The organism is Bradyrhizobium centrolobii (genome assembly GCF_001641635.1).
Lineage (GTDB): Bacteria > Pseudomonadota > Alphaproteobacteria > Rhizobiales > Xanthobacteraceae > Bradyrhizobium > Bradyrhizobium centrolobii.
Map to the genome: position 1 here is coordinate 26,706 of NZ_LUUB01000079.1, position 21,870 is coordinate 48,575.

Sequence of the window (21,870 nt, forward strand, 5' to 3'; positions counted from 1 at the left end):
CCAGCGCGCGACGTTGCGATCGCATTGGCGAGCGCATGGCTGGCACCGAGCGTTCAACGCCGCTTGCTGCACTGCGCGCTGACCGGCCACCAAAAGCCTGCTAGCCTCTGCCCATTCCAGCAGGAACGGAGCATTGCGATGGACGCCGTGACAGGCTCGCAAACCGCCGACCAGCATTCCCATCTCGTTCAGCCCCAAACCATGGACTGGCAGAGGACACGCTTTCCGGGCTGCGAGGCCAAGACGCTGCTGTTCGATCGCAGCACAGGTTTGATGACGGCCCTGATGCGCTTTGCGCCGGGGGCGGTGCTGCCTGATCATGAGCATGTCGGCATCGAGCAGAGCTATGTGATCGAAGGCGGGCTCGTCGACAAGGAGGGGCCCGCCAAGGGCATCGCCTGCAAGGCCGGCGAGTTCATCTGGCGCGAGGCGGGCAGCCGTCACGCCGCCTGGTGCCCCGAGGGCGCACTGATCCTTGCGATCTTTCAGGTGCCCAACAAGTTCTTCGAGGCCGATGGCCGGGTGGTCGATGCCTCCGGCCAGGATTGGGACGAGGCCTGGGGCCATACGGCTGCACAGCGGGCGCGTCGCGCTTAGCCGCGTCAAACGCCGCGGGCGAGCAGTGCCTTGAAGTCGGCGCGCGCACGCTGTGCTTCGGCACGGGCGACGTCGGAGGCGTCGACGAGGCCGAAATAGCCGTGGATCAGGCCGGCGCCCTCATGATGCTTCACGCGCACGCCGGCCGCCTCCAGCGCCCGTGCATAGGCAGCGCCTTCATCGCGCAGCGGATCGAACCAGGCAGTTGTCACGATCGCTGGCGCCACGCCGGCAAGGGAGGCGGCGCGCAGCGGCGAGACGCGCCAGTCGGCGGCGTGGCCGGGATCGGCGAGATAATGGCCGCAAAACCACTCCATCACGGCGCGCGACAGGAAGTAGCCCTCAGCGTTCTCTGTGCGTGACGGAAAGGGTGCGTTCTCGCGCGCATCGGCGTAGCCGCCGACCACGTCAGTGACGGGATAGACCAATAATTGTGCAGCGAGCTTGATGCCGGCATCGCGGCAGGCGATCGCGGTGGTCGCCGCGAGATTGCCGCCGGCGCTGTCGCCGGCAACGCCGAGTCGCTTCGCATCGCCGCCAAATTCCGCGGCGCGGTTGAAGACGTCACGCACCGCGGCAAAGGCATCTTCGAACGGGCCGGGAAAGCGCGTCTCCGGCGGCCGCCGATAGTCGACGGACACGACGACCGCGCCGGTCTCGATTGCAAGCCATCGCGCCTGCCGGTCGTGGGTTTCCAGATCGCCCGCAACCCAGCCACCGCCGTGGAAGAACACCACGGTCGGCGCGGGACCCGTGCCGATGCGGTAGACGCGCGCATCGAGCGGCGCTGAGCCGCCTTTCACCTTGATATTCTCGACGGCATCGACGGGCGGCGGCGGCACCGCGGCGCGCGCGGCAGCCAATGCACGCAAGGAATCGCGAGCGCTCTCTGGCGTCATGACTGTGGGATCGCGCAACGGCAGCATCGGAATGATCTGGGCGATGACGGGATCGAGCGGTGCTGCCATGGCGGGTCCTCAGGGGTTCTTGGTCTTGCTTGTCGGTCAGCATAGATTTTGCGCGCCGCATCGGCAACCGTTGGTCCGTCGCATCGACGGATGAGTGGGCAGGGGAGGTCCGTCACGTGGAATTTGAAACGCTGGTCCATTCGCGCCGCAGCGTGCGCGGCTTCAGGAACGAGTCGGTGCCGCGCACGGTGATCGAGGCGATCATCGAAACAGCCAAGCGCGCGCCATCCTCGATGAACACCCAGCCCTGGCATGTCCACGTTCTCACCGGCGCGCCGCTGGAGGAGGTGCGCCGTCGTAACATGGAGGAGATGGCAGCCGGCGCCAAGGTCAAACGCGACATCGTCAGCCATGGCGAGTATCAGGGCATTCATCGCACGCGGCAGGTCGACATCGCCAAGAAGTTGTTCGGCGCGATGGGCATCGCGCGCGACGATAAGCCGATGCGGCAGGACTGGGTGTTGCGCGGCTTCCGCCAGTTCGATGCGCCGGTCTCGCTGGTGCTGACCTATGACCGCGTGCTCGATCCCGGTGCGGTCTGCCATTTCGATCTCGGCGCGCTCTGCTACGGCATCGTGCTCGCGGCCTGGGATCGCGGCATCGGCTCCGTGATCAATGGACAGGGCATCATGCGCTCTGACATCGTGCGCGAGGTCGCCAGGATTCCGGATGATGAAGTCATCATGACCTGTGTCGCAATGGGATATCCTGACGAGACGTTTGCTGCGAATACCGTTCGCTCCGATCGGGAGGACAATGGCGATTTCGTGCGGTTCGTCGGCTTTGCTGACTGAGACAGCGCGTCGCCGGTCGCGGAGGAGATTATTCTCCCGCAGAAATTTTTGGTGCGGACTCCTTGCGGCCTCTTGCAATCTCGATGATGCGGGAGGAACAATATCGAAAGTGAAAGGTTTGTTGCTGGCGCGAGGGAATTGACATGCGGCGGCTGGCTAGCCTGGTTCGACGGTTGTTCGGTCCGCGGATGCGGTACCCCGTTGATGATGATCCAAGTCTTCCTTTCACACCCGAAGAGTTTGGTCGGCTGATACGCAGCAGCAAGCGCGAGGACATGAAGCTGCTCGCGGATGGGCTGGCGTGCCGGTCCATTCCGCGCCGTGCCAGATACCGGGCCACGCACTAGGCCACTTCGCAACGAACGCGCCGGTAGCGGCTTTGGCGCGCGTGCTCACCTCGTGAGCGCGACGTTCTTGAACGAAGAGACGAGCGCCTTTTCCAGTTTTCCGGTCATCCCGCACAGAATGTTGTAGGCATCGGCGCGCGGCATCGACGGCTTGTAGTGTCGATGTTCGATCAGGGCTGCGAAGATGTCGGAAATCGTGAGAATGCGAACGACGTCGCTGATGCTCTCGCCGCAGAGCGCGTCGGGATAGCCGCTGCCGTCGAGATATTCGTGATGATGCCGGACGGCATCGAGGATCTCGGGGGAGATGTCCTTATTGTCCTTCAGAAAATCAAAGCCGGCGGCCGGATGCGTCTCGATCATTGCCCTTTCCTCGGCATCCAGGCGGCCGGGCTTGTCCAGGATTGTGAGCGGGACCTGCGCCTTGCCGATGTCATGGAACATGGCGGCTGAATGGAGCCGCTCGAGGTCGGTCCTGCCGACGCCGAGACTCAGTCCAAAATCGACCGCCACGCCGGTCACGAGCAGGCAGTGCTGATAGGTTCCCTCATGATGGCGCCGCACCGTCGTGAGCCATTCGGAGAGGCCGTGTTCAGCGATGCGACTGGCGATCCTGCGGCCTGCCTCCTTCGTGCCGTCGACATCGATCGGCTCGCCAAGCGTCACGGCGGTGAACATCGATGCGATGGCGGTCGCCGCCGTCTCGACGGCATTGTCCGGCTGAGGCAACTCGCCTTGCGCAGTCGCCCTCGACTCGGCGGGATCGGCAAGTGCCGCCAGCAGGTTTATCTTGTTGATCGTTCCGGGCAGGACGAGCGTCGCCCCGAGCGCGTAGGCCTGTGAGATGCAGAGGTGGGACGTATGGTCGATCACGAAGATGCGCTTCCTGGCTTTTGCCAGGTTGGCTGAGCGCTTCTTGATTGCCGCAATGTTCTCGAGCGCACGCAGATCGGCGCGAATGACCACGGCGAAAGGCGCCTGCGAAAGCTTGGATTCGGCGTCGAGCCGTTCGCCCGCGACAGTGAACCGTCTTTCGAGGATCGAGCAAACGCCAGCGAGCCTTTCGGAGGAATCGGCCAGCACATGCACGTACATCGGAGCCGCCTGGGCTTCTCGGGCGCTTCCGTCGCCTTTGACGAGGCTGGATATGGTTCGCGCGTTCTGCACAGCGGATTTCAAGGGTGCGGTGATGCTCTGGAGTTGTTGGGGCCCTACTTGGCTTGAGCAGGCTTCGCCGCCTTCTTCTTGCTGTCCGCGTTGATGAAATGAACGCCGGCCATGGTTCCGTCGATCCAGACCAGTTCGCAGCGCCGATAGGCCAGGCCGGTCGACGACAACAGCATGAAGAACTCCTTGGCTTGCAGGACGTCGAGCGTTCCCTCGACCTCGATCTTGGCGCCGGTTTGCGACACGTCGAGCAGGACGCAACTGCGTCGCCAGGTACCGTCGGAGCCCATCAGGTTGACCGGCTGCTTATGATCCATCCGCACACGAAGCGCCTTGCGACTGTCGAATCTCATCGGTTAACCCCCATCGTTGCGCCGCGATGACCGGGAACGCCTGTGCTGGCGTTCGCGGCGATTTCTCCCCAGCGAACCGTCCATTGGCTGGTCGACAGAAGAAGAGTTTCGAAGATCTTCTGCGCCCGTTCGCGCTCTGCGAAGGAGAGCCGCAGGCTGCTTCGGTTGCTCAAGATCGCGAGCGTCGTCTGCCAGTTCAGTCGCGAGGCCCGGCAGGCCATGACCAGGCCCTCGCAGTCGTCATCGGTCATGACATGCTCGACGATCTCGATCGGGGCTCCCGAGAGCACCGAAAGCGCAGTGAAAAGGTTGGCGGTCTCACCGCGGATCGCGAAGCGGTTCACCGTCGAGTCGTTGAGCTTGCCGACACGACTGAGCGCCACGATCTCCGGTCTTGCGGCGGCGTAGTCGGCCGGGCAAGGCCGTTTAGGCGCCGTCGGAGCGGGCGGGTTCGATGCAACGTCATGTGCCGCAGGCGTCGTTGCTTTCTGGCCAGGCGAAGCGGAGAGGAGCCTGCGCACGACCGTGTCGGGTGTGCCTGGCCTGAGCGCCAGTGCCTTCGTGATCTCGCCATCCTGCTCGGCCTTCTCAACCAGCGCAGCATAGGCCGCATCGGAGAACCTGGTTCCCGGGTTTCTGATCAGCGCAAACCAGACCGCGCTGTCGCCGCACCTGAGAAGCGCCTCGGTGACGCCCGCTTCGATCCTGTCGCGGGCCGAGATCGCCAGTCGATGCTGTTCGCCGCACGATGTCGCGACCGCCTCGAGATCGGTCGCGGACAGCGCCTGCGATTTGAGCAGGATCGGGCGGGCCACGTCCGCATCGTCGTGCGAAGCCAGATGCCGCAAGGTCGCTTGCGGGGCCACATCGAGTTCGGCCAACGCGGTGCTGAGTTGGACCAGGGCGCTGGCGGCGACCCGGGCCGTCAGGCGTAGCAGGACACCGTCGACCACGTTGACGAGCAGTTCTTGAGGCCGCTCGCGGCCAGCGACGAGCAGGTGCACAATGGCGGAGAGGATGCGAGCGCAGCGCTCCGGCGGACAGGCTGCGACCGCCTCTTCCAATTCCACAAGAATATCAGCAGGCGAATTTGCCATCATGGCACAGCCTGAATGAAAAAAATTCGACTATTGAACGGGGTCCATTGCAGCTCAGAGTTGTTAATTTTGCATTTTGGATTTGAGTTGTTCGGGTATCATCGCACCGTCCACTTCACTGGAAACGCTATCGAAATTTGGCAGGACTTGAACCGGGGCTTGTCCTTTGAATTGGGCCCCCGCCAACTGATCGACGGAATTGAGGATGATTCTTTCGGTCTCGCGGGACAACCGAAAGGGGGAAATCACACCGGTTTCGCCGCCGGACGCGCGTCGTTTCCTGACGCGCTTTTCATTGCCATGAGCAGCATTCCTGAAGCGCCCGGACTGGCGCCAAAGATATTTCGCTTTTCAGACGTCGACGAGTTTCGCAGTTCAATTCGCGGCTTGAGCATCGAGTTCACGCCGTTGGCGCGAAAGATCGCGACCGAGCAGATCATTCTGCAATTGCCCGGCTGCGATGTGAACGTGACGCGGGCGTTTCCCCGCGTGGTGGACGCGCAGCTCGTTGCGAACTGCACGGCGGTCGGCTTCACGATGGACGATCTCGAAGTGCCCATTCGCTTCAATGGTGCGCAGCGGGACCGCGCGGTCGTGGTCATCGGCAGCAGCGGGGCGGCCTACACCACCATCGAGGAGGTGCAGCGACTGATTGCCTCAATCATCTTCAGGCCGGAGGTAACCGATCGCGGCTGGCCGGAAACGAGGACGAGCTTCAAGATATTCGAGACGAGCATTCCGGCCTTGGATCGGCTGCGGCGGGTGGTCACGGAGGTCGTGGCTGCCGCGTCCGAGCGGATCGATCCCGCCGAAATTCCGCTGAAGGCGTCGGCCATGAAGGAGACCCTGCTGGGCGCGGTCGATGAGGCGTTTGAAAACGTGGTTCCCGCGCGATGGACGCTGCGGCCGAATGATGAGCGGCACTTCAGGATATTCCAGGAAATTCGTGCCTTGCTCTCGGACGATCTTGCCCAACCCATCTACAGCGAGGAGCTTGCGCGCAAGCTCGGCATTTCCGTTCGCACCATGCACGACATCGTCCGGCGCTATCGCGGCATGAGCCTGCACCGCTATCTGCGCCTGCGCCGGCTGTGGCTGGTACGCAAACGGCTACTGGCGGGCGCCGGGAGCGTGAAGGCCGTGGCGCTGGCGTTCGGCTTCTGGCACTTGAGCGATTTCTCCCGAAGCTATCGCGACCAGTTCGGCGAGACGCCATCGGAGACGCTGGAGCGCGGCCGCAGGGCATGACGCATCCCTGACAAACGGATGCGGCCGGGGCTTTGGTTTCGTGCTAGCCTGCCGTGCATGAGCAACCGCATCCTTGTCCTCTACGGTTCCTACCGTTCCGACCGCATGGGCGTCCGCCTTGCGAATTTCGTCATCGATCGCCTGCGTGGCCGCGGCGAGAATGTCGAGTTCATCGACGCGAAGACGATCGGCCTGCCGATGCTCGATCGGATGTACAAGGAATATCCCAAGGGTTCGGCGCCCGAAGCGCTCGAGAAGCTGGCCGGGCAGATCCGCGGCGCTGACGGCTTTGTCTTCGTCACCGGCGAGTACAATTGGGGCATCCAGCCAGGCCTCAAGAACCTCACCGACCATTTCCTGGAAGAGTGGTTCTGGCGTCCGGCTGCGATTGTGAGCTATTCCGCCGGCCGCCTGTCCGGTGCTCGCGCTTCAACGGCCTGGCACGGCACGCTGTCCGAGATGGGCATGGTGGTGGTGTCGAGCACCATCGGCGTCGGCCCGATCGCGCAGACGCTGTCGGCCGATGGCGAGCCGATCGGCGAGGGCGGCAAGACGCTGGAACGGTCGTTCCCGCGCTTTGCCGACGATTTGTTGTGGTGGATCGAAGCCGCCAAGGCGCAGCGCGCAAGAAAGGCGCCGCCTTATTGAGAAGGCTGTGGCCTAGGTGCCCATAAATCCGCCCGTCAACGATGGCGGCATCACCCTCGGAAGCCGACATGGGAGGCGCGCTTGGTCATGTCGGCTACGGGCCCAATTTCTGACGTTCAGGTGTGGCGTTCGCCGTAGCCGATAATTGCTTATCGACTTGGATGACCCCGACCTCGCTGCTTCGAGATCAAGAGCTATTTGCTCGGTTGAGCTTGCGCGATTTCCGCGCGGTCGTTGCGTCGTACGGCGCCTTGGCGCTCCGGTATTTGGCGTGCTCAATGAAAGCGCGCAGCTTCGGCGAGACGTGGCGTCTGTCAGGATAGTACAGAAAAACCCCCGGTGTTGTGACGGCGAAGGGCGCAAGCAGCGCCTCCAACCGGCCGTCAGCGATCGGCGCTTTGGCGAGCGGACCGGGCAGCTGGGCAAGTCCTAGACCTTGGATCGCCGCTCCGAGCAGTGTGGGGTAATCGTGCGCAATTAGCGGTCCCGACACAATTGCCTCGATAGCTTTGTTGCCGTCGATAAAGGGCCAGGGCGCGATCGACCCGTTCGAGCGGCGCATGCGCAGGCAGGCGTGATCACGCAAATCGTCGATGCGCTTCGGCCGCTTTCGACCGCGCAGATAATCAGGGCTGCCGACCACCACGAATGAGAACGGCGGCGTAAGCCGCACCGCCACCATATCGGGCGAGATGAACTGGCCAAGACGAATGCCGGCGTCGAAACCTTCGGCCGCGACGTCGACCAGCTCCGCGCTCGCGGCGATCTCCACCTCGATCTCAGGATAGGCCTGGTGGAAAGACACCATCACCCGCTCGAGAATCAGCGGGACAACCGCTCGGGGAACGGCGAGGCGCAAGAGCCCAGCGGGACGGAGCCCCAGGTCACGCGCGGCTTCGCTTGCGGCGACGAGCTCCTCGAAAGCGGGCTTTGCGCGCGAAAGAAATCGTTCGCCAGCTTCGGTCAGGCCTACGCTGCGCGTTGTGCGGATGAAGAGCGCGGCGCCGAGGCGCGCTTCGAGTGCGCGCACCGCCTGGCTGATTGCCGAAGGAGTCACCCCGAGTTCCGCAGCCGCTTTGCGAAAACTGCGGTGCTCAGCAACGCTCAGGAATGCCTCCACGCCGTCGAGCGCTCCCTGCCTGACTGTGAAGTTCTGCTTCATACCCTGTCAACATTATCGCGGATAGTAGCTCACAGGAAGCGCTCGTATGTCTGCGGCGAGGATCTGAAGCCTTGGAGGAAAGCTGCAATGAGCGATGTTCTTGCTGGCGTGCGCGACCACTATCGCGCGACCGGCCTGACCGAGCGGCTGAAGACGGCGCTAGCTGCCCTTGGACCGGAAGATCAGCAACTCACGCCCCAGCAACTGGCCACCCTCGACCAGTTTCACACCCGAGGGCTCGCAGCGACCGTTGAGCTTGCCAAGTTGGCTGGGATTACCGCCGACATGTCGGTTCTGGATGTCGGATCGGGCGGCGGGCCGGCGCGCTTTCTAGCTGCGGCATATGGCTGCCAGGTTACGGGCGTCGACCTCAGCGAGCCATTCGTCCATGCCGCGCGCTATCTGACGGAGCGGACAGGACAGAGCGAGCGGGTGTCGTTTGAGACCGCCAGCGCGCTGGAACTTCCGTTCGACGACGGCCATTTCAACGTCGTGTTGCTGCAGCATGTAGCGATGAACATCGCGGACCGGACGCGGCTCTATCGCGAGATCCGCCGCGTGCTGAAGTCAGGCGGACGGTTTGCGACGTTCGACGTCGTGTTGAGCAGCGGTGCGCCGCATTACCCCGTCCCCTGGGCACGAACGCCGGCCACGAGCTTTCTCCTAACAGCCGATGCGACGCGCGAGACGATTGAATCGGCCGGCTTCCACACGCTCGCATGGCAAGACGACTCTGAGGCTGGCAAGACCTGGTTCGCCCAGCTGCGGGCATCGGGACCGCCCCCCTCGCCGAATCTCGGCGTGGTGATGGGGCCCGACTTCGCGCAGCTATCCGCCAACCTGGGCCGTAATCTCGTGGAAGACCGGCTTGGTATTCTCACTGCGGTGTTCGAGGCCACAACCACGAAGACCTGACAGGATGGAGGGCTGGTGCTATGCGCGCTGATGACCGCAACCGCGCTTGGATCGTGGTGGCGCTGCTCTTCATATTCATGGTGATCAATTTCGCCGACAAGGCGGTGATCGGGATCGCCGCTGTCCCGATCATGCAAGAGCTGGAAATCGGCCCGCGCCAGTTCGGGCTCGTCGGTTCCAGTTTCTTCTTGCTATTCGCGGTCTCGTCGGTCGCGACCGGCTTTCTTGTCAACCGGGTGCAGACGCGCTGGGTGCTGCCGGCGATGGGCTTCATCTGGGCGCTGACCCAGTTTCCGATGATCGGCTCGGTCGGGCTCGAAACCCTGGTGGCCTGTCGTATCGCACTCGGCGCCGGCGAAGGCCCCACGACACCGGTGGCGCTGCACTCGGCCTACAAGTGGTTCCCCAACGAACTGCGTACCCTTCCGACCGCCATCATTGTGCAAGGCGGGGCGATCGGCGTCATGGTGGCGCTGCCGCTGCTCAATTGGATCATTATGCGTTGGACTTGGCATTGGGCCTTCGGCTCGCTCGGCCTAGCCGGCATCGTTTGGTGCGCATTGTGGCTCGTCTTCGGCCGCGAAGGGTCGTTGGACGACGGGGGCGCAAAGGCAAAGGATGCGGCGCAATCATGCCTGCGGGTCGGCTATGCTCATTTGCTGCTGAGCCCCACGATCTTGGCGTGCTGGGCAGCGTCGTTCGGGGCCAACTGGGCCCTGTCGCTGGCGCTCTCGTGGCAGGGCGCTTACCTGATCAAGGGTCTTGGCCTTGCGCAAAGCTCGATCGGGTTCCTGGGAGCGCTGGCGGCCGGCGGCAGCGCGGTCGCGATGCTTGCGACCGGCTGGTATTCGCAACGCCTGCTGTCGCGCGGCGTATCGAGCAGAGTGGCGCGCGGCATCCTCGGCGGGTCGAGCGTCGCCCTTGGTGGCGCTGCGCTGGCGATGCTGCCGTACGTTCCGGGGGTCCCCGTCAAGATTGCCCTGACGACGCTTGGGTTGGCGCTGCCTTCGGCGATCTACGTCATCAGCAATGCGGTCGTCGGTGAAATCGCCCCGGCGGTGCAACGCGGCGCGCTGCTCGCGATCGGCACCGCAGTCGCGAGCTCGGGTGGCCTGCTCGCACCCTATATCATGGGCAGTGTTATCGAGAGCGCCACGACACCGCTCGACGGGTTCAACACCGGCTTCTTCATGTGCGGGGTCATCATGCTGGTGGGCGGCGCCATCGCGATGGCGCTCGTGAATCCCGAGCGCGAGGCAAAACGGCGGTCCACGCGGCTGCAGCCGCTCGCCGCGTCTACTTGAGAGGGCGATCATTTCGATTGAATGACATTCGCGACCGCTCTCGGCACATCACGGGATGGGTGCTACGAAAGTGTTCCTCTGAGACCGACTAGCAACTTTACGAGGCTGGGCCAGAATGACTGCTGTGGGTCAAAATGCGAAGAACTCAATGTGAGCAGCCCGCTATACCCCCGTGTCCGGACCTCGACGAGGCGCGCGGCCACTTCGCTGATGGGCCCATCAGCGGACGCGAGCTAGGTGCCCAACCGACGCTCGTGTCTCGTCAGGCGGGGCTCACACCCAGCAATGTCTTCGGCTCCAAGTAGGCTTCCAGCCCGAAGGGGCCGTTCTCGCGGCCCAGGCCAGACTGTTTCATCCCGCCGAATGGCGCCAGCGGTTCGTGGGCGGCGCCGTTGATCACGACCCGGCCGCTTTCGAGACGGGCGGCGATCCGCTCCGCTCGCGCCTGATCGCCGAAGACATAGGCCGAGAGGCCATAGGTGGTGTCGTTGGCGATGGCTACGGCGTCGTCCTCGTCCCGATAGCTGAGGATCGAAAGCACCGGCCCGAAGATCTCCTCGCGCGCGATCCGCATGTCGTTCCTGACGTTCGTGAAGACCGTCGGGCGCACGAAATAGCCGCCAAGACGCTCGGGCCGGCCTTCGCCGCCCGTCAGCAGGCGCGCGCCTTCTTCGAGGCCCAGGCGGATGTAACGCTGGACTCGTTCCCATTGGAGCTGGCTCACCATGGGCCCGACGGTGGTCGAGGGATCGCGTGGGTCGCCCACCTTCACCCGCGTCTCGATCGCCGCCTCCAGGCGCACCTCGAACTCTGGGCGGAGCGTCTCAGACACGAGCAGGCGCGTCCCGGCGATGCAGGCCTGGCCCGAGTTCAGCAAGCCTGCCTCGATGACTCCCGGGATCACGGCGTCCAGGTCGGCGTCATCAAGGATGATGGTCGGCGATTTGCCGCCAAGTTCGAGCGTCACCCGCTTCAGGCTGTCCGCGCTCGCCTGCACGATCGCCTTGCCGACGGCCGTCGAGCCGGTGAAGGAGATCTTGGCGACGTCCGGGTGGGCGGCGATCGCGGCGCCGACGTCGGCACCGTGCCCGTTGATCACGTTGTAGACGCCGGCGGGCAGTCCGGCCTCGTGCAGGGCGCGCAGCACCACCTCAGTCTGGGTAGCGCTCATCTCGCTGGGCTTGACCACCGCGGTACAGCCCGCCGCTATCGCGTAGGCGAGCTTGTTGCAGATGAAGCCGGCGTTGGAGTTCCAGGGCGTGATCAGCCCCGCGACCCCGACCGGCTCCATCACCACCCGGGCCGAGCCGATCTCGCGCTCCAGGGGATAGTCGGCGAGCACGCGCGCGGCCGTCATGAAAGAGACGGCGGCGTAGTCCGCCATCCAGACCGACCGGGAGATGGGGGCGCCGTATTCCTCCAGAACGGCCTCGCGCAGCTCTTCGACGCGCTTGCGCATGGCAGCGTGCAGCGCCTCAAGCATCTGGAGCCGTTCGGCCTTGGTGGTCCGCGTCATTTGCGGCAGGGCGCGCTTCGCTGCTGCGATCGCCGCGCGCGCGTCGTCGCCGTCGCCCAGCCGCACCCGGCCGATTACCTCGCCAGTCGCAGGATTGTGCAGGTCAAACAGCTCGCGGCCGTGGGGCACGACGAAGCGGCCGTCGATGTAGATGTGCTCGATGGTGCGCATTGATGTCTCCGCCTTTTGGTGCCGGGGAGATAGCTCTGGCGATTGGCCCGGATTAGTGGCATTGATCCGGATGAATTGATCAGGAAATCGGGATAATGAGCCGAGGACGATTAATTGAGCTGGAGGCGACGGTGGCGGTTGCGCGACGCCGGAGCTTCCGCGCGGCAGCCGCCGAACTCGGTCTCTCAAGCACGGCCTTGAGTCAGGCCATCGCCGAACTTGAGGCGCGCTTGGGCGTGCGCCTGTTCAACCGGACAACGCGCAGCGTCTCGCCGACGCCGGCGGGTGAGCAGTTCGTGGCCCAGGTCGCGCCGGCGCTGACCGCAATCAGGGACGCCGCTGACGCCGTCAACCAGCACCGTTCCACCCCAACCGGCGTGCTGCGGCTGAATACGTCAGCGGGGGCGGCGCGGCGGATCCTGCGGCCAATCGTCTTCGAGTACCTCAAGCGCTATCCCGAGATGTCGGTCGACATCGTCACCGAAGGGAAGCTGATCGACATCGTCCGGGAGGGATTCGACGCCGGCTTCCGCCTCGCCGAGCAGGTGCCCGCCGACATGATCTCCATTCCGCTCGGACGGGACGAGCGCCTTGTCGTCGTGGGCTCTCCTGCGTACTTGGCGGGGCGGGCGCTGCCGACCCAGCCGGCCGATCTGGCCAGGCACGATTGCATCCGCATGCGCCTGCCTGCCGGCGCTGTCTACCGATGGGAATTCGAGAAAGAAGGCGAGCAGCTGGTGGACGTGTCCGGCCGGCTCACGCTCGACGACGCCGGCCTGATCCGCGAGGCGGCCTTGGCAGGGTACGGGGTTGCGTATATGTCCGAGTGGGACGTCGCGGACGACCTGCACGAAGGGCGCCTAGTTCAGCTGCTCGCGGATTGGACCCCGCCATTTCCAGGCGTTTGCCTCTATTATCCTGGCCGCCGCCATGTCCCGGCAGGCCTACGCGCCTTCATCGACCTCATACAGGAGCGGCGTCGCCAGCCGGGGGGCTGAATGTGCGCGTGGGCCCGCAGCGCCGGATGACATTCTATCGCAGAAGCCGGGGCATCTTCGTTGTAAGGATGACATCTTCCAAGACGTGCTCCCGAATGCGGACGTCGCGACCTCAGCAATGGGTCCAAAAGGCGACATCCCTGTGCCGTGAGCGCATTTCCGTTTTACCCCATAAAACAGACATCGACTGTTTATGAGTACACGCCCCTAACTAAGCTGCCCTGACCTCGCTCAGGAAGCGGTCGAACTGGCCGGCGAGGTCGCGCGACTGCGTCGAGAGCTGTTCGGCCGCGCCCAGCACCTCCTTGGCGGCCGCACCCGTATCGTCGGCGGCGCGCTGCACGCCGGCGATGTTGGTGTTGACCTCCTGGGTGCCGCGGGCGGCTTCCTGGACGCTGCGGGCGATCTCCTTGGTCGCGGAGCCCTGTTCCTCGATCGCGGCCGCAATCGCAGTGCCGATGTGATCGATCTCGGCGATGACGTCGGCGACGTTGCGGATCGCGTTGACAGTCTCGTCGCTCGCGGCCTGGATCGCCGAAATCTGCTCGGAGATCTCGGTCGTGGCCTTGGCGGTCTGGCCGGCCAGCGACTTCACTTCGGAAGCGACCACGGCGAAGCCGCGGCCGGCATCGCCGGCGCGAGCGGCCTCGATGGTCGCGTTCAGCGCCAGAAGGTTGGTCTGCTCGGCGATGCTCTGGATCAGCGTGACGACATCGCCGATCTTCTGCGCGCCCTCGGCGAGAGCGCGCGCGGTGTCGCCGGTACGGCGGGCATTGTCGACGGCGCGGGCCGCGATCTCCGTGGACTGGGCGACCTGGCGGCCGATCTCGGAGATCGAGGAGCTCAGTTCCTCAGTGGCGCTGGCAACGGTCTGCACGTTGGTCGATGTCTGCTCCGACGCTGCCGCCACCACCGCCGCCTGGCTGTTGGTTTGAGCCGCCGTCGAGGTCATCGACTGTGCGGTGGTCTCCATGGTGGTGGAGGCCTTCGACAGGCCGCCGACGAGTTCGGTGACCTTGGCCTCGAACGCGCGCGTCAGCTCGTCGAGCATCTGGGCGCGGCGCATCTTGCCGTCGTTCTCGGCCTGCTTCTCGGCCGCGAGCCGGTCGGCCCTGATCATGTTGTCCTTGAAGACCTGCACGGCGGCGGCCATCGCCCCGATCTCGTCGGAGCGTTCCGCGCCGGGGATCGCTTCACTGACGTCGCCCTCGGCAAGCCGCGACATCCGCATCGTGAGGCTGACGATGGGCGCACAGACCCGGCGACGCACCGTGACGACGAGCCCGATGCTCGCGATCAGCACGGCGGCAAGGCCCGCCAGCGCGATGCTGAAGCTTGTGCGCGCGGCGGAGGACGCGCCTGCGAGGATCTGCTCGGCATTGTCATAGAACGCGTCGCGGACATCGATGATCGTACCGAGGCCGCGCTGCGAGGCTGCGTAATAGGTTTCGACGTCGTGCTCGTACTTGCCGCTGACGGCACCGTCCTTGGCGAGCTTGAGCTCCCGGCCGAACTCCTCGACATAAACCGAATTCATCTTCTCCAGCGCGGCGGCGACATTCGCCGGCGTTGCCGGATTGCCGCGCAATTCCATCAGCGACATGACAATCTGGTCGTTGCGGCCCTGCGAGCGGCTGACCTCGGCCTTCTCGGCGTCGGTCGCGACCTTTTTCCCGCCGACGAGATTCTTGTGCACGCTGGCGTTAAGGCCACCGATGTCGCGCAGCGTCATGGCGATGTTGGCGTTGTTGGCCTGGCGGTAAGCGTCGCCGTTCAGGATCGCCATGCGGCGGACCTGCTCGTTGAGGAGAGCGGTGACGCCGCTGTTCAGCACGGTATTGTCGGCGACGATCTTCTTGGCGGCGTCCTTGCGCGCCTCCGCAGGTCCCGCGATGGCCTTGTCGATGGCCTCGCGCAGCGCGGCGAATCTCGAATTGATGGCGTCGATGTTGCCGCCGATCGTGTTGCCGTCATCGAAGGAGCCGGGCAGCTCCTTGCGCAGCGCGTTTATCCTGTCGCGTGCGCCGTCGGTCTGCTTGCGGAGCTTGTCGTGGTCGGAAAGCTGCGCCGGGTCGACGGTCGCGGGTCCATAGAGGATGTTGGTGGCAAAGCCGCGCTCGGGATTGAGATAGCGCGGGATGTCGCTGACGGCGCGGACGATCGCGAGCCGACCCTGCGCCTCGCTGATTCTGTCCATGGTCTGGTATTTCGTCACGGCGACGTAGACGGCGAGGCCGCCACCAACGGTCGAGAGTGAGACGATGGCGGTGGTCAGAAGAGTACCGATTTTCATGGGCAGCCCGGCAATCGATCCTTGGAAGAATTATTTTCCGCGAACGATAGGTTGCCCTTGTTAATCTCGGGTTTACGCTCCCCGCCGTCGCGCGCCTGGCGGTGCGTCCATTAGTCCTAGGTGTAGGTCGCGCTCACGGTTCCGAACGGGCCGAAATCAGCGACGTGGTTTCGCCTGCCTTCGGCCGCAACATGCCCGTGAGCGTGCCCGTGCTGATGGTCTGGCCCGCCTTGAGGCCGATGCCGGTCCGCGACAGCTCGTTGGCGAGCCAGGTGAGCGGCACGATCGGATGATCGATTGCCGCGGCGGCGGTGCCGCGTCGCCGCATGGTACAGTTGCAATTCAGGAGCACGTCTTGATTGGCGATGTCGCGGTCGCGCCAGTCGGCGATGGCATCGCCGAGCACGATCGAGCCCGATCCGGCTCCATCGGCCAGAATCGCAGGCATCGGCGGAAAGGCCGCGTCGTGAATGAAGCGACATTCGGCGAGCTCGATGCCCGGATGCAGCGAGGCGACGGCATCGCCGACCTCCTCGATCGTGTAGGGCTTGGTGCGGGGCGGCAGGTCGGTACCGAGGCGCGCCTGGTACTCGACCTCCGGAATCGGACTGCATTGGTTTGCATGCTCGACGCTTGCGGGCGAGGCCTTGATCAAGGGCGCGAACACCCGCCCGTAGATCGGCGCGTTCGTGCGAAGCTGGCGCTGGAGCCCGGCTTTCATGCCGGCGATCTTCCACCCGATGACGTCCCAGCCCAGTTCCTCTTCAACCATGCGCGCGATGCGATACGCCGTGTCGGCGTCGGGAGGAACGAGCGGCTCCGCAAGGCCGCTCTGTTGCCGGCGTTCGCGGCGCAAGGAGGCGAGATGGCGCGCGAGTTCGCGCTGGCGAGTCACATCCATCGGTTCGTATCCAATCTATGGGGTTGTGCGGCCGAGAGCCTCGAACAGGATCGTCTCGAGCTCCTCTTGAACCTGATCAAGCGGGTGGGCCTTGCGCGCCGCGCGGCACATCGCGATGGTGCCCTCGATCGAGGCGACGACGAGGGTTGCAAGGCGTTGCGCCCGTGCCGGAGTCAGCCCCTCGCGCAGCAGTGCCGCGCGCATGATCTGCTGCCAATCCGCGAACACGCCATTGGCGAGGTCGAGCAGATGCTGCTGCGCCGCCTCGTCGCGCGCATCGCCCTTGTCGGAGACTTCGCCGACGTAGCGGTCGACGGCGACGGCGAGCACCGGGCATCCGGCCTCGAAGCCGGTCGCTTCCAGGTGCCGGCGCCACGACGTGATGAAGGCCTTCAGGCCGGCGATGGCACCGCGTTCGTTCATGGCTTTCTCTAGCGGACCGGACACCTGTCTGCCGGCGAACACCACGGCCTCGGCGATCAGTTGCCGTTTGCCGTCGGGGAAGTGGTGGCTGATCGAGCCGCGCGGGGTCGCCGTGTGACGGACGACGTCGCGCATGCTGGTCGCGTTGACGCCGCGCCGGCTCATCAGGTCGGCGGCGCCGGCAATCATCTTGTCGCGTGTGGTGGCGATCATTCGGAGAGGCCCCTTGCGGATTCGTCGGCAATCTAGACTATGACATCTGACATAACCAGCGCGTCGCTTGAGTATGACATATGTCATATCGATGCGAGGAGACGCCGCGTGACCATCATCACCGTGACCGTGTGGCGGGCCGGCTCAGCCAGTCGCAACGGCGCCGGCTTGCGGAAAGCCTGACCGACGCCGTGCCGGTGCCCGAAGTCGGCCAGCAGCGCCGGCCGCGCGGCGTCTTTTCGATCCTCCAGCTTCTGGAGAGCGGCGTGTCTGCGCCCGCGCAGGTCGCGGCGATCCAGCCGCCGGTCTGAGCCGGCACCAACATCAAACCACTGATCAGGAAGAGCAACACATGACCGAAGGACGGATTCGCAGCAAGGTGCATGGTCAGGTCTTCAAAATCATCATCGACAATGCGGCGAAGAAGAACGCGTTCACGCCGGCAATGATGGAGCAATTGTCGGATGCACTCACCGAGCTGCACGACAACGAGAGCTACCGCGTCGGCGTGATCTGCGCCGAGGGGAAGGACTTCACCGCCGGGCTCGACATGCCCAAATTCTTCGGCCCGACGGCGGAAAAGCGCAACATCAAGGACGGCAACGTCGATCCCTTCGGGCTCGGCAAGCGGTGCCGCAAGCCGATCGTCAGCGCCGTGCAGGGCATCGTGTTCACCGTCGGCATCGAGCTGATGCTCGCCGGCGATATCGTCGTGGCGGCCGACGATGCGCGCTTCTGCCAGATGGAAGCCAAGCGCGGCATCGCGCCGCTCGGCGGGGCGCATTTCCGCTATCTGTCGCGGGCCGGCTGGGGCGATGCGATGTACCACCTGTTCCTGTGCGACGAGTTCTCGGCGCAGCGCGCCCACGCCATCGGCTTGGTGCAGGAGGTCGTGCCGCCGGGAGAGCAGATCGACCGCGCGATGGCGCTCGCCGCCATCATCGCGCAGAACGCGCCCTTGGGGATCCAGGTCACCAAAGAGGCCGCTGCGAAGTATGTCGAAGGCGGCGAGGCGGCGGCGATCGCCTACGTTCCGAAAATCCGCGATCGCGTGCTTGGCAGCGCCGATGCGAAGGAGGGCATTCAGTCTTTCATCGAGCGCCGTGCGGCCGTCTTCCAGGGCCGTTGACCGCTAGCGCGACGCCGGTGCGAGCTTCGCCAGGATCTCCAGCGTCGCGCCGTCGCGCTCGCCATCGAAATATTTGGCGATTGCCTGACCGAAGATCGGCGAGTCCGACACCGCGCCGAACAGCGTCATCGACGAGCGGAATTTTGCATCGTCCGGCGCGCCGAGGATCGCGTTGATGGTCCGCCCCCGGACGGCGAGCACGAGCCCGGTGCATTCGGTCAGACGCGCGCCGAGGACGGGGTGGGCGAGGTAAGCCTCGGCCTCCTCGCGGGAGGCGATGGCGTAGCGCTGCGACATGGCGCTGAAGCCGAGGCCTGCCACTTGCGGGAAGACGAACCACATCCAGTGGCTCTGCTTGCGGCCCCGGGACAGCTCCCCCAGGACGTCACCATAGACCGGATCCTGGGCCCGGATAAATCGGTGTAGATCAAAAGGATCGGTCATGGGGTACCTCGTCGGCCGCGATTATGCCTAACTTTTGGCTCCCAATGTGGTAGCTGGTATAGAGTCTCCGGGTGGGGGTGGGTACCCCCGGGGGTCGATTTGGGGATCTGATGGTTTCCGACGCCGCACAAGCCGAGAGGCTGTTGTCGCGCCGCCGTATTGGGCGGCCCGAGGCAATCATGCTGTCTCTCGCTGCGATCGCGCTTTCGCTGGGCGCGGCCGCCTGGATTGCGGACATGGGCGATTCGACCCCGCTGGCCTCGGCGGCGCTGCCGCCAGCTACTAGTACGTCATTCGCCAATGGTCCGTCATTCAACGAGCGCTTCACTTCGCTTTCCGGCGACGAGCCCGCCCGCGACGCTGGCCTGCGCCCGCTCGAGCGTTCCGCGCTGAACGCGGTCCAGCTCAAGCTGCGTGACGCCCGGGCGCTACTGGCTCAGCAGCTCCAGGGCAGCGACTGGCGCTCGACCCTGACCGATGACGACAAAGCCATCGCCGACGACAAAGCGATCGCCGACGAGCAGAGGCCGGTGCAACGGGCCGACGCCGTCCCGGTGCCGCGGTCGCGGCCGGTCCAGGCGGACTTCGCCGCCCAGGTCGCCTCCAGCCAGGCCTATGCCGAGACGACGCCCAAGGCCGACAACCGAAGCTTCTTCGAGAAGTTCACCGACAAGATCAAGCTGGCCTCGCTGACGCCCGACAGCGGCCTGTTCCGTAAGGGCCCGGATCTCGCCTCCCTTGGCTACGATTCGCGGACGGCGGTCTATGACATCGCGGCCAAGGTGGTTTACCTGCCGAGCGGCGTCGCGCTGGAAGCTCATTCGGGCATGGGCGCGTTGATGGACGACCCCGACCATGTCGACCAGCGCATGGTCGGTGCAACCCCGCCGGCGACCTACGATTTAAAGCCGCGCGAAAAACTGTTCCACGGCGTGCGGGCGCTGCGCCTGACTCCGGCCGAAGGCACCAGCGCGCTCGGTCGCGTCGGTCTTCTCACCCACAGCTACATGCTCGGTCCGCGCGGCGACTCCAACGGCTGCGTCTCGATCAAGGACTATGATCGCTTCCTGAAGGCCTACGACAATGGCGAGTTCAACCGCCTGATTGTCGTGCCGAGCCTGAAGGGGTCGGCGACCGCCTCGCAGCGCGCGACCACCGACTCCTGATATTTGCCGGGACGGCGGGGCTGTCCGTTTCCCCTTCTTTAAGCCGTTGTCGTCCAGAAGCAGCCCATGACTGATCCATCAAGCTCCGACACCCCGCTGCGCACGACGTTCAAGATCCGACTGAACGGCAATACCTTGGCGATTGCGAGCGTCGGCCAGGCCTATCAATTCCTCACCAATTACAATTCCGTCGAATGGATGGAATTCCGCACGCTGCATGAGGACGCCATCGCGGCCCTGGAAGGCGCCGCCGACAACGCGATGCTCGCGGTGCAGGCGACCAATGCCGTGCGCGCGCTGTTCGTCAGCGCGAAGCTGCTCTAAAGCGGCCGCCGTACCGGCCTTCCGGTCACAGCTTGAACGCCGCTATAGGAAGAGCAAGCGGTCCGCGAAGGTCGTAGTCCCAAGCCTGTCCATTTCAAACTTACTTTGAGGGAGAGCCCCCATCATGAAACGCCGTACGTTCCTCATGACTGGCGTTTTTTAAACTACGTGTAATTTCAGATACTTAAGGATAGTCAAAAAGAACGACAGTCAGAACGTCAGTCATCACTATTCCGTTTTCGTTCCGTTCCGCTTTTCCAGCCGAATGAGCTGCACGTTCCGGATCTTCTTGTCCTTGAGCCGAGAGTAGCGCTCGGTCATGTTGATGTTGCTGTGCGTCGCAGCATGTTTGACGTGCTCGAGCTCGGCGCCGGCCTCGGTGGCCTCACTAATCGCGCCAGCCCGGCTATCCCGATTTTGGACGTTGTCGGGGATCTTGCAGATGCGGGCCACCTTGCGCCACGTCTGCCGGAAGAACTCCGACGACCACGGCTGAGCTGAGCTTTCCAGAACGACCACAGGCCCCTTGGCCGGCTTGCCGCCCAGGAAGTCGATCAAGATCTGCATGTCCTCCATCACCATCGGACAAAGCTTCAGATCGATGGTGATCTTCTTGCCCTTCTTGCTAGTGACCTTGGTCAGAATGAAGTCGTCGCTGATCATCTCCCAGCGCAGTCCGCGTACCCACTTCAGCTTGCGGCGGCGATGGATCACGTCCGAGACCTCGCGTTCCTCCAGCGGAATCCATTCGCCGAGTACGTCCTTCTGACGGAACATGCAGTCAAACTGGAAGGCTTGCGCGAGGGCCATGGAGAAGTATCCAATCTCCCGGCACTTGGCGCGGTGCGCAGTCACCTGCTCGGCCGTAATAGCTTCCTCGCGCGCCTCGCCGCCGGTCTCCAGCCGCAACTCACGGAAGAGGGGAAGGACGCGCTCGCATTCCCGGTCCTCCAGGATGCTCATCCCGAAAGCGAAGGAACTGCGAAGTAGCGACATGCAGCTATGGCCGGTCGTCAGCTTCTGGCCTTGCTCGCTCCATTCGTCATGCCAATTAACGAGCGTTTTGAACCTGATGTCTGCAATCTGTTCGTCGCCGTGCGTGGTGACGATCTTTTTCAGGACGCTTTCGTGGTTGCGACGGGTCCAGTAGCGCTTCTTGACGTGGCGCGACGCAGTGTCCGTCTGGTACTTGCTAATCAGCTCGCGCACGGTGCGGACTCCATCCGGCACCACAAACTCGCCGGCCCGTGAGAATATCAGCATCTCAGACTGAAGCCGCTCACACTGCGCCTTGATATGCTTCGCCTCTTTCTCGGTCGGCTGCTCGGTGCAGGACATCAGTTGCACCGTCTGCGGCATGAAGCCGAGCTTGATCAGATCCGATCGCGCCTGCCAGGTGGCAACCCATGCGTTCTTCCGCGGGCGCCACACAAGGCCGGGAGCGCCTTCGATTTTCGGTTTTTCCATTTACCTCGTTCTCCCCTTGGATACGGCGTCGGGGAGCATAAGCCCTTCGTGTCTGTCGAGCCAAGCTTTCACTGCTGGCCAGTAGCGCCTATCCCCGAAGAAAGCAGACTTCTTCGGGAAAGCGTGCTTGCTTTCGAGCGCGGGCAGGAGAGGGCGCAACGTCTTCTCGGGCACGCCGAGGCGACGGATCAACTCTGCATCCGTGAGATACAGCTTATGCTGCTC

At 64.3% G+C, this 21,870-nt stretch carries 22 protein-coding genes; 11 read left to right on the forward strand and 11 right to left on the reverse strand.

Annotation, left to right across the window (positions count from 1 at the left end):
* Positions 1 to 138 precede the first annotated feature (138 nt).
* The gene (locus AYJ54_RS26260; RefSeq protein WP_063703450.1) at positions 139 to 597 is read left to right on the forward strand and encodes a cupin domain-containing protein; all 459 of its coding nucleotides are present in this window, start codon (positions 139 to 141) and stop codon (positions 595 to 597) included.
* Positions 598 to 602: 5 nt separating this feature from the next.
* Here the strand turns inward: AYJ54_RS26260 and AYJ54_RS26265 are convergent, their stop codons facing one another.
* Entirely contained in the window at positions 603 to 1,565 is a 963-nt protein-coding gene (locus AYJ54_RS26265; RefSeq protein WP_063703452.1) for an alpha/beta hydrolase, read from the reverse strand.
* A gap of 116 nt (positions 1,566 to 1,681) precedes the next feature.
* On the opposite strand from AYJ54_RS26265, the gene AYJ54_RS26270 reads away from it, so the two are divergent.
* Entirely contained in the window at positions 1,682 to 2,359 is a 678-nt protein-coding gene (locus tag AYJ54_RS26270) for a nitroreductase (RefSeq protein ID WP_063703453.1), read from the forward strand.
* 392 nt (positions 2,360 to 2,751) lie between these two features.
* Here AYJ54_RS26270 and AYJ54_RS26275 read toward each other — a convergent pair whose 3' ends face one another.
* The 3 genes from AYJ54_RS26275 to AYJ54_RS26285 are packed head-to-tail and all read right to left on the reverse strand — an operon-like array spanning position 2,752 to position 5,326.
* A complete protein-coding gene (locus tag AYJ54_RS26275; RefSeq protein ID WP_063703455.1) occupies positions 2,752 to 3,873 on the reverse strand; it encodes an HD-GYP domain-containing protein in 1,122 nt (373 codons plus the stop codon).
* A gap of 44 nt (positions 3,874 to 3,917) precedes the next feature.
* Positions 3,918 to 4,226 (reverse strand): PilZ domain-containing protein, encoded by a 309-nt coding sequence (locus tag AYJ54_RS26280; protein WP_063703457.1) that lies wholly within the window; start codon positions 4,224 to 4,226, stop codon positions 3,918 to 3,920.
* On the reverse strand, positions 4,223 to 5,326 hold the full coding sequence (locus AYJ54_RS26285) for a DUF2336 domain-containing protein (protein WP_063703459.1): 1,104 nt from the start codon (positions 5,324 to 5,326) through the stop codon (positions 4,223 to 4,225). Before AYJ54_RS26285 ends, AYJ54_RS26280 begins: the two co-directional genes overlap by 4 nt.
* Positions 5,327 to 5,623: 297 nt before the next feature.
* On the opposite strand from AYJ54_RS26285, the gene AYJ54_RS26290 reads away from it, so the two are divergent.
* Both AYJ54_RS26290 and AYJ54_RS26295 read left to right on the forward strand, forming a co-directional pair.
* Positions 5,624 to 6,571, forward strand: a complete 948-nt coding sequence (locus AYJ54_RS26290; protein ID WP_063704234.1) for an AraC family transcriptional regulator — start codon at positions 5,624 to 5,626, stop codon at positions 6,569 to 6,571.
* Between the two features lie 57 nt (positions 6,572 to 6,628).
* A complete protein-coding gene (locus AYJ54_RS26295; protein ID WP_063703461.1) occupies positions 6,629 to 7,219 on the forward strand; it encodes an NADPH-dependent FMN reductase in 591 nt (196 codons plus the stop codon).
* 187 nt (positions 7,220 to 7,406) lie between these two features.
* On the opposite strand, the gene AYJ54_RS26300 is transcribed toward AYJ54_RS26295, so the two are convergent.
* Entirely contained in the window at positions 7,407 to 8,381 is a 975-nt protein-coding gene (locus tag AYJ54_RS26300; RefSeq protein WP_063703463.1) for a LysR family transcriptional regulator, read from the reverse strand.
* A gap of 87 nt (positions 8,382 to 8,468) precedes the next feature.
* Between AYJ54_RS26300 and AYJ54_RS26305 the strand changes: the two genes are divergently transcribed.
* Both AYJ54_RS26305 and AYJ54_RS26310 read left to right on the forward strand, forming a co-directional pair.
* A complete protein-coding gene (locus AYJ54_RS26305; protein ID WP_063703465.1) occupies positions 8,469 to 9,296 on the forward strand; it encodes a class I SAM-dependent methyltransferase in 828 nt (275 codons plus the stop codon).
* Positions 9,297 to 9,316: 20 nt separating this feature from the next.
* Positions 9,317 to 10,600, forward strand: a complete 1,284-nt coding sequence (locus AYJ54_RS26310; RefSeq protein WP_063703467.1) for an MFS transporter — start codon at positions 9,317 to 9,319, stop codon at positions 10,598 to 10,600.
* A 262-nt stretch (positions 10,601 to 10,862) separates the two neighbouring features.
* Here the strand turns inward: AYJ54_RS26310 and AYJ54_RS26315 are convergent, their stop codons facing one another.
* The gene (locus AYJ54_RS26315; RefSeq protein ID WP_063703469.1) at positions 10,863 to 12,287 is read right to left on the reverse strand and encodes an aldehyde dehydrogenase family protein; all 1,425 of its coding nucleotides are present in this window, start codon (positions 12,285 to 12,287) and stop codon (positions 10,863 to 10,865) included.
* 95 nt (positions 12,288 to 12,382) lie between these two features.
* Between AYJ54_RS26315 and AYJ54_RS26320 the strand changes: the two genes are divergently transcribed.
* Positions 12,383 to 13,285 (forward strand): LysR family transcriptional regulator, encoded by a 903-nt coding sequence (locus tag AYJ54_RS26320; protein ID WP_063703470.1) that lies wholly within the window; start codon positions 12,383 to 12,385, stop codon positions 13,283 to 13,285.
* A gap of 211 nt (positions 13,286 to 13,496) precedes the next feature.
* Here the strand turns inward: AYJ54_RS26320 and AYJ54_RS26325 are convergent, their stop codons facing one another.
* The 3 genes from AYJ54_RS26325 to AYJ54_RS26335 all read right to left on the reverse strand — a co-directional run bounded on the left by AYJ54_RS26325 (position 13,497) and on the right by AYJ54_RS26335 (position 17,091).
* Entirely contained in the window at positions 13,497 to 15,578 is a 2,082-nt protein-coding gene (locus AYJ54_RS26325) for a methyl-accepting chemotaxis protein (RefSeq protein ID WP_063703472.1), read from the reverse strand.
* Positions 15,579 to 15,711: 133 nt separating this feature from the next.
* Complete coding sequence (locus AYJ54_RS26330; RefSeq protein WP_245329130.1) at positions 15,712 to 16,479, reverse strand: 2-keto-4-pentenoate hydratase; 768 nt, start codon at positions 16,477 to 16,479, stop codon at positions 15,712 to 15,714.
* Positions 16,480 to 16,494: 15 nt separating this feature from the next.
* Entirely contained in the window at positions 16,495 to 17,091 is a 597-nt protein-coding gene (locus tag AYJ54_RS26335; protein WP_245329131.1) for a TetR/AcrR family transcriptional regulator, read from the reverse strand.
* Positions 17,092 to 17,195: 104 nt separating this feature from the next.
* Here AYJ54_RS26335 and AYJ54_RS51410 point away from each other — a divergent pair, with 104 nt between their 5' ends.
* Both AYJ54_RS51410 and AYJ54_RS26345 read left to right on the forward strand, forming a co-directional pair.
* Positions 17,196 to 17,426 carry a hypothetical protein gene (locus AYJ54_RS51410; protein WP_063703476.1) on the forward strand — a complete coding sequence of 77 codons (231 nt, stop codon included), beginning with the start codon at positions 17,196 to 17,198 and terminating at the stop codon, positions 17,424 to 17,426.
* A 41-nt stretch (positions 17,427 to 17,467) separates the two neighbouring features.
* Positions 17,468 to 18,244, forward strand: a complete 777-nt coding sequence (locus AYJ54_RS26345) for a crotonase/enoyl-CoA hydratase family protein (protein WP_063703478.1) — start codon at positions 17,468 to 17,470, stop codon at positions 18,242 to 18,244.
* Between the two features lie 3 nt (positions 18,245 to 18,247).
* Here AYJ54_RS26345 and AYJ54_RS26350 read toward each other — a convergent pair whose 3' ends face one another.
* Positions 18,248 to 18,688: a DUF1810 domain-containing protein gene (locus AYJ54_RS26350; protein WP_063703480.1), complete on the reverse strand. Its 441-nt coding sequence runs from the start codon at positions 18,686 to 18,688 to the stop codon at positions 18,248 to 18,250.
* A 179-nt stretch (positions 18,689 to 18,867) separates the two neighbouring features.
* Between AYJ54_RS26350 and AYJ54_RS26355 the strand changes: the two genes are divergently transcribed.
* Positions 18,868 to 19,854 (forward strand): DUF2778 domain-containing protein, encoded by a 987-nt coding sequence (locus AYJ54_RS26355; protein WP_063704236.1) that lies wholly within the window; start codon positions 18,868 to 18,870, stop codon positions 19,852 to 19,854.
* Between the two features lie 66 nt (positions 19,855 to 19,920).
* A complete protein-coding gene (locus AYJ54_RS26360) occupies positions 19,921 to 20,178 on the forward strand; it encodes a hypothetical protein (protein ID WP_063703482.1) in 258 nt (85 codons plus the stop codon).
* 228 nt (positions 20,179 to 20,406) lie between these two features.
* On the opposite strand, the gene AYJ54_RS26365 is transcribed toward AYJ54_RS26360, so the two are convergent.
* Complete coding sequence (locus AYJ54_RS26365; protein WP_161491905.1) at positions 20,407 to 21,537, reverse strand: tyrosine-type recombinase/integrase; 1,131 nt, start codon at positions 21,535 to 21,537, stop codon at positions 20,407 to 20,409.
* Positions 21,538 to 21,870: the final 333 nt, after the last annotated feature.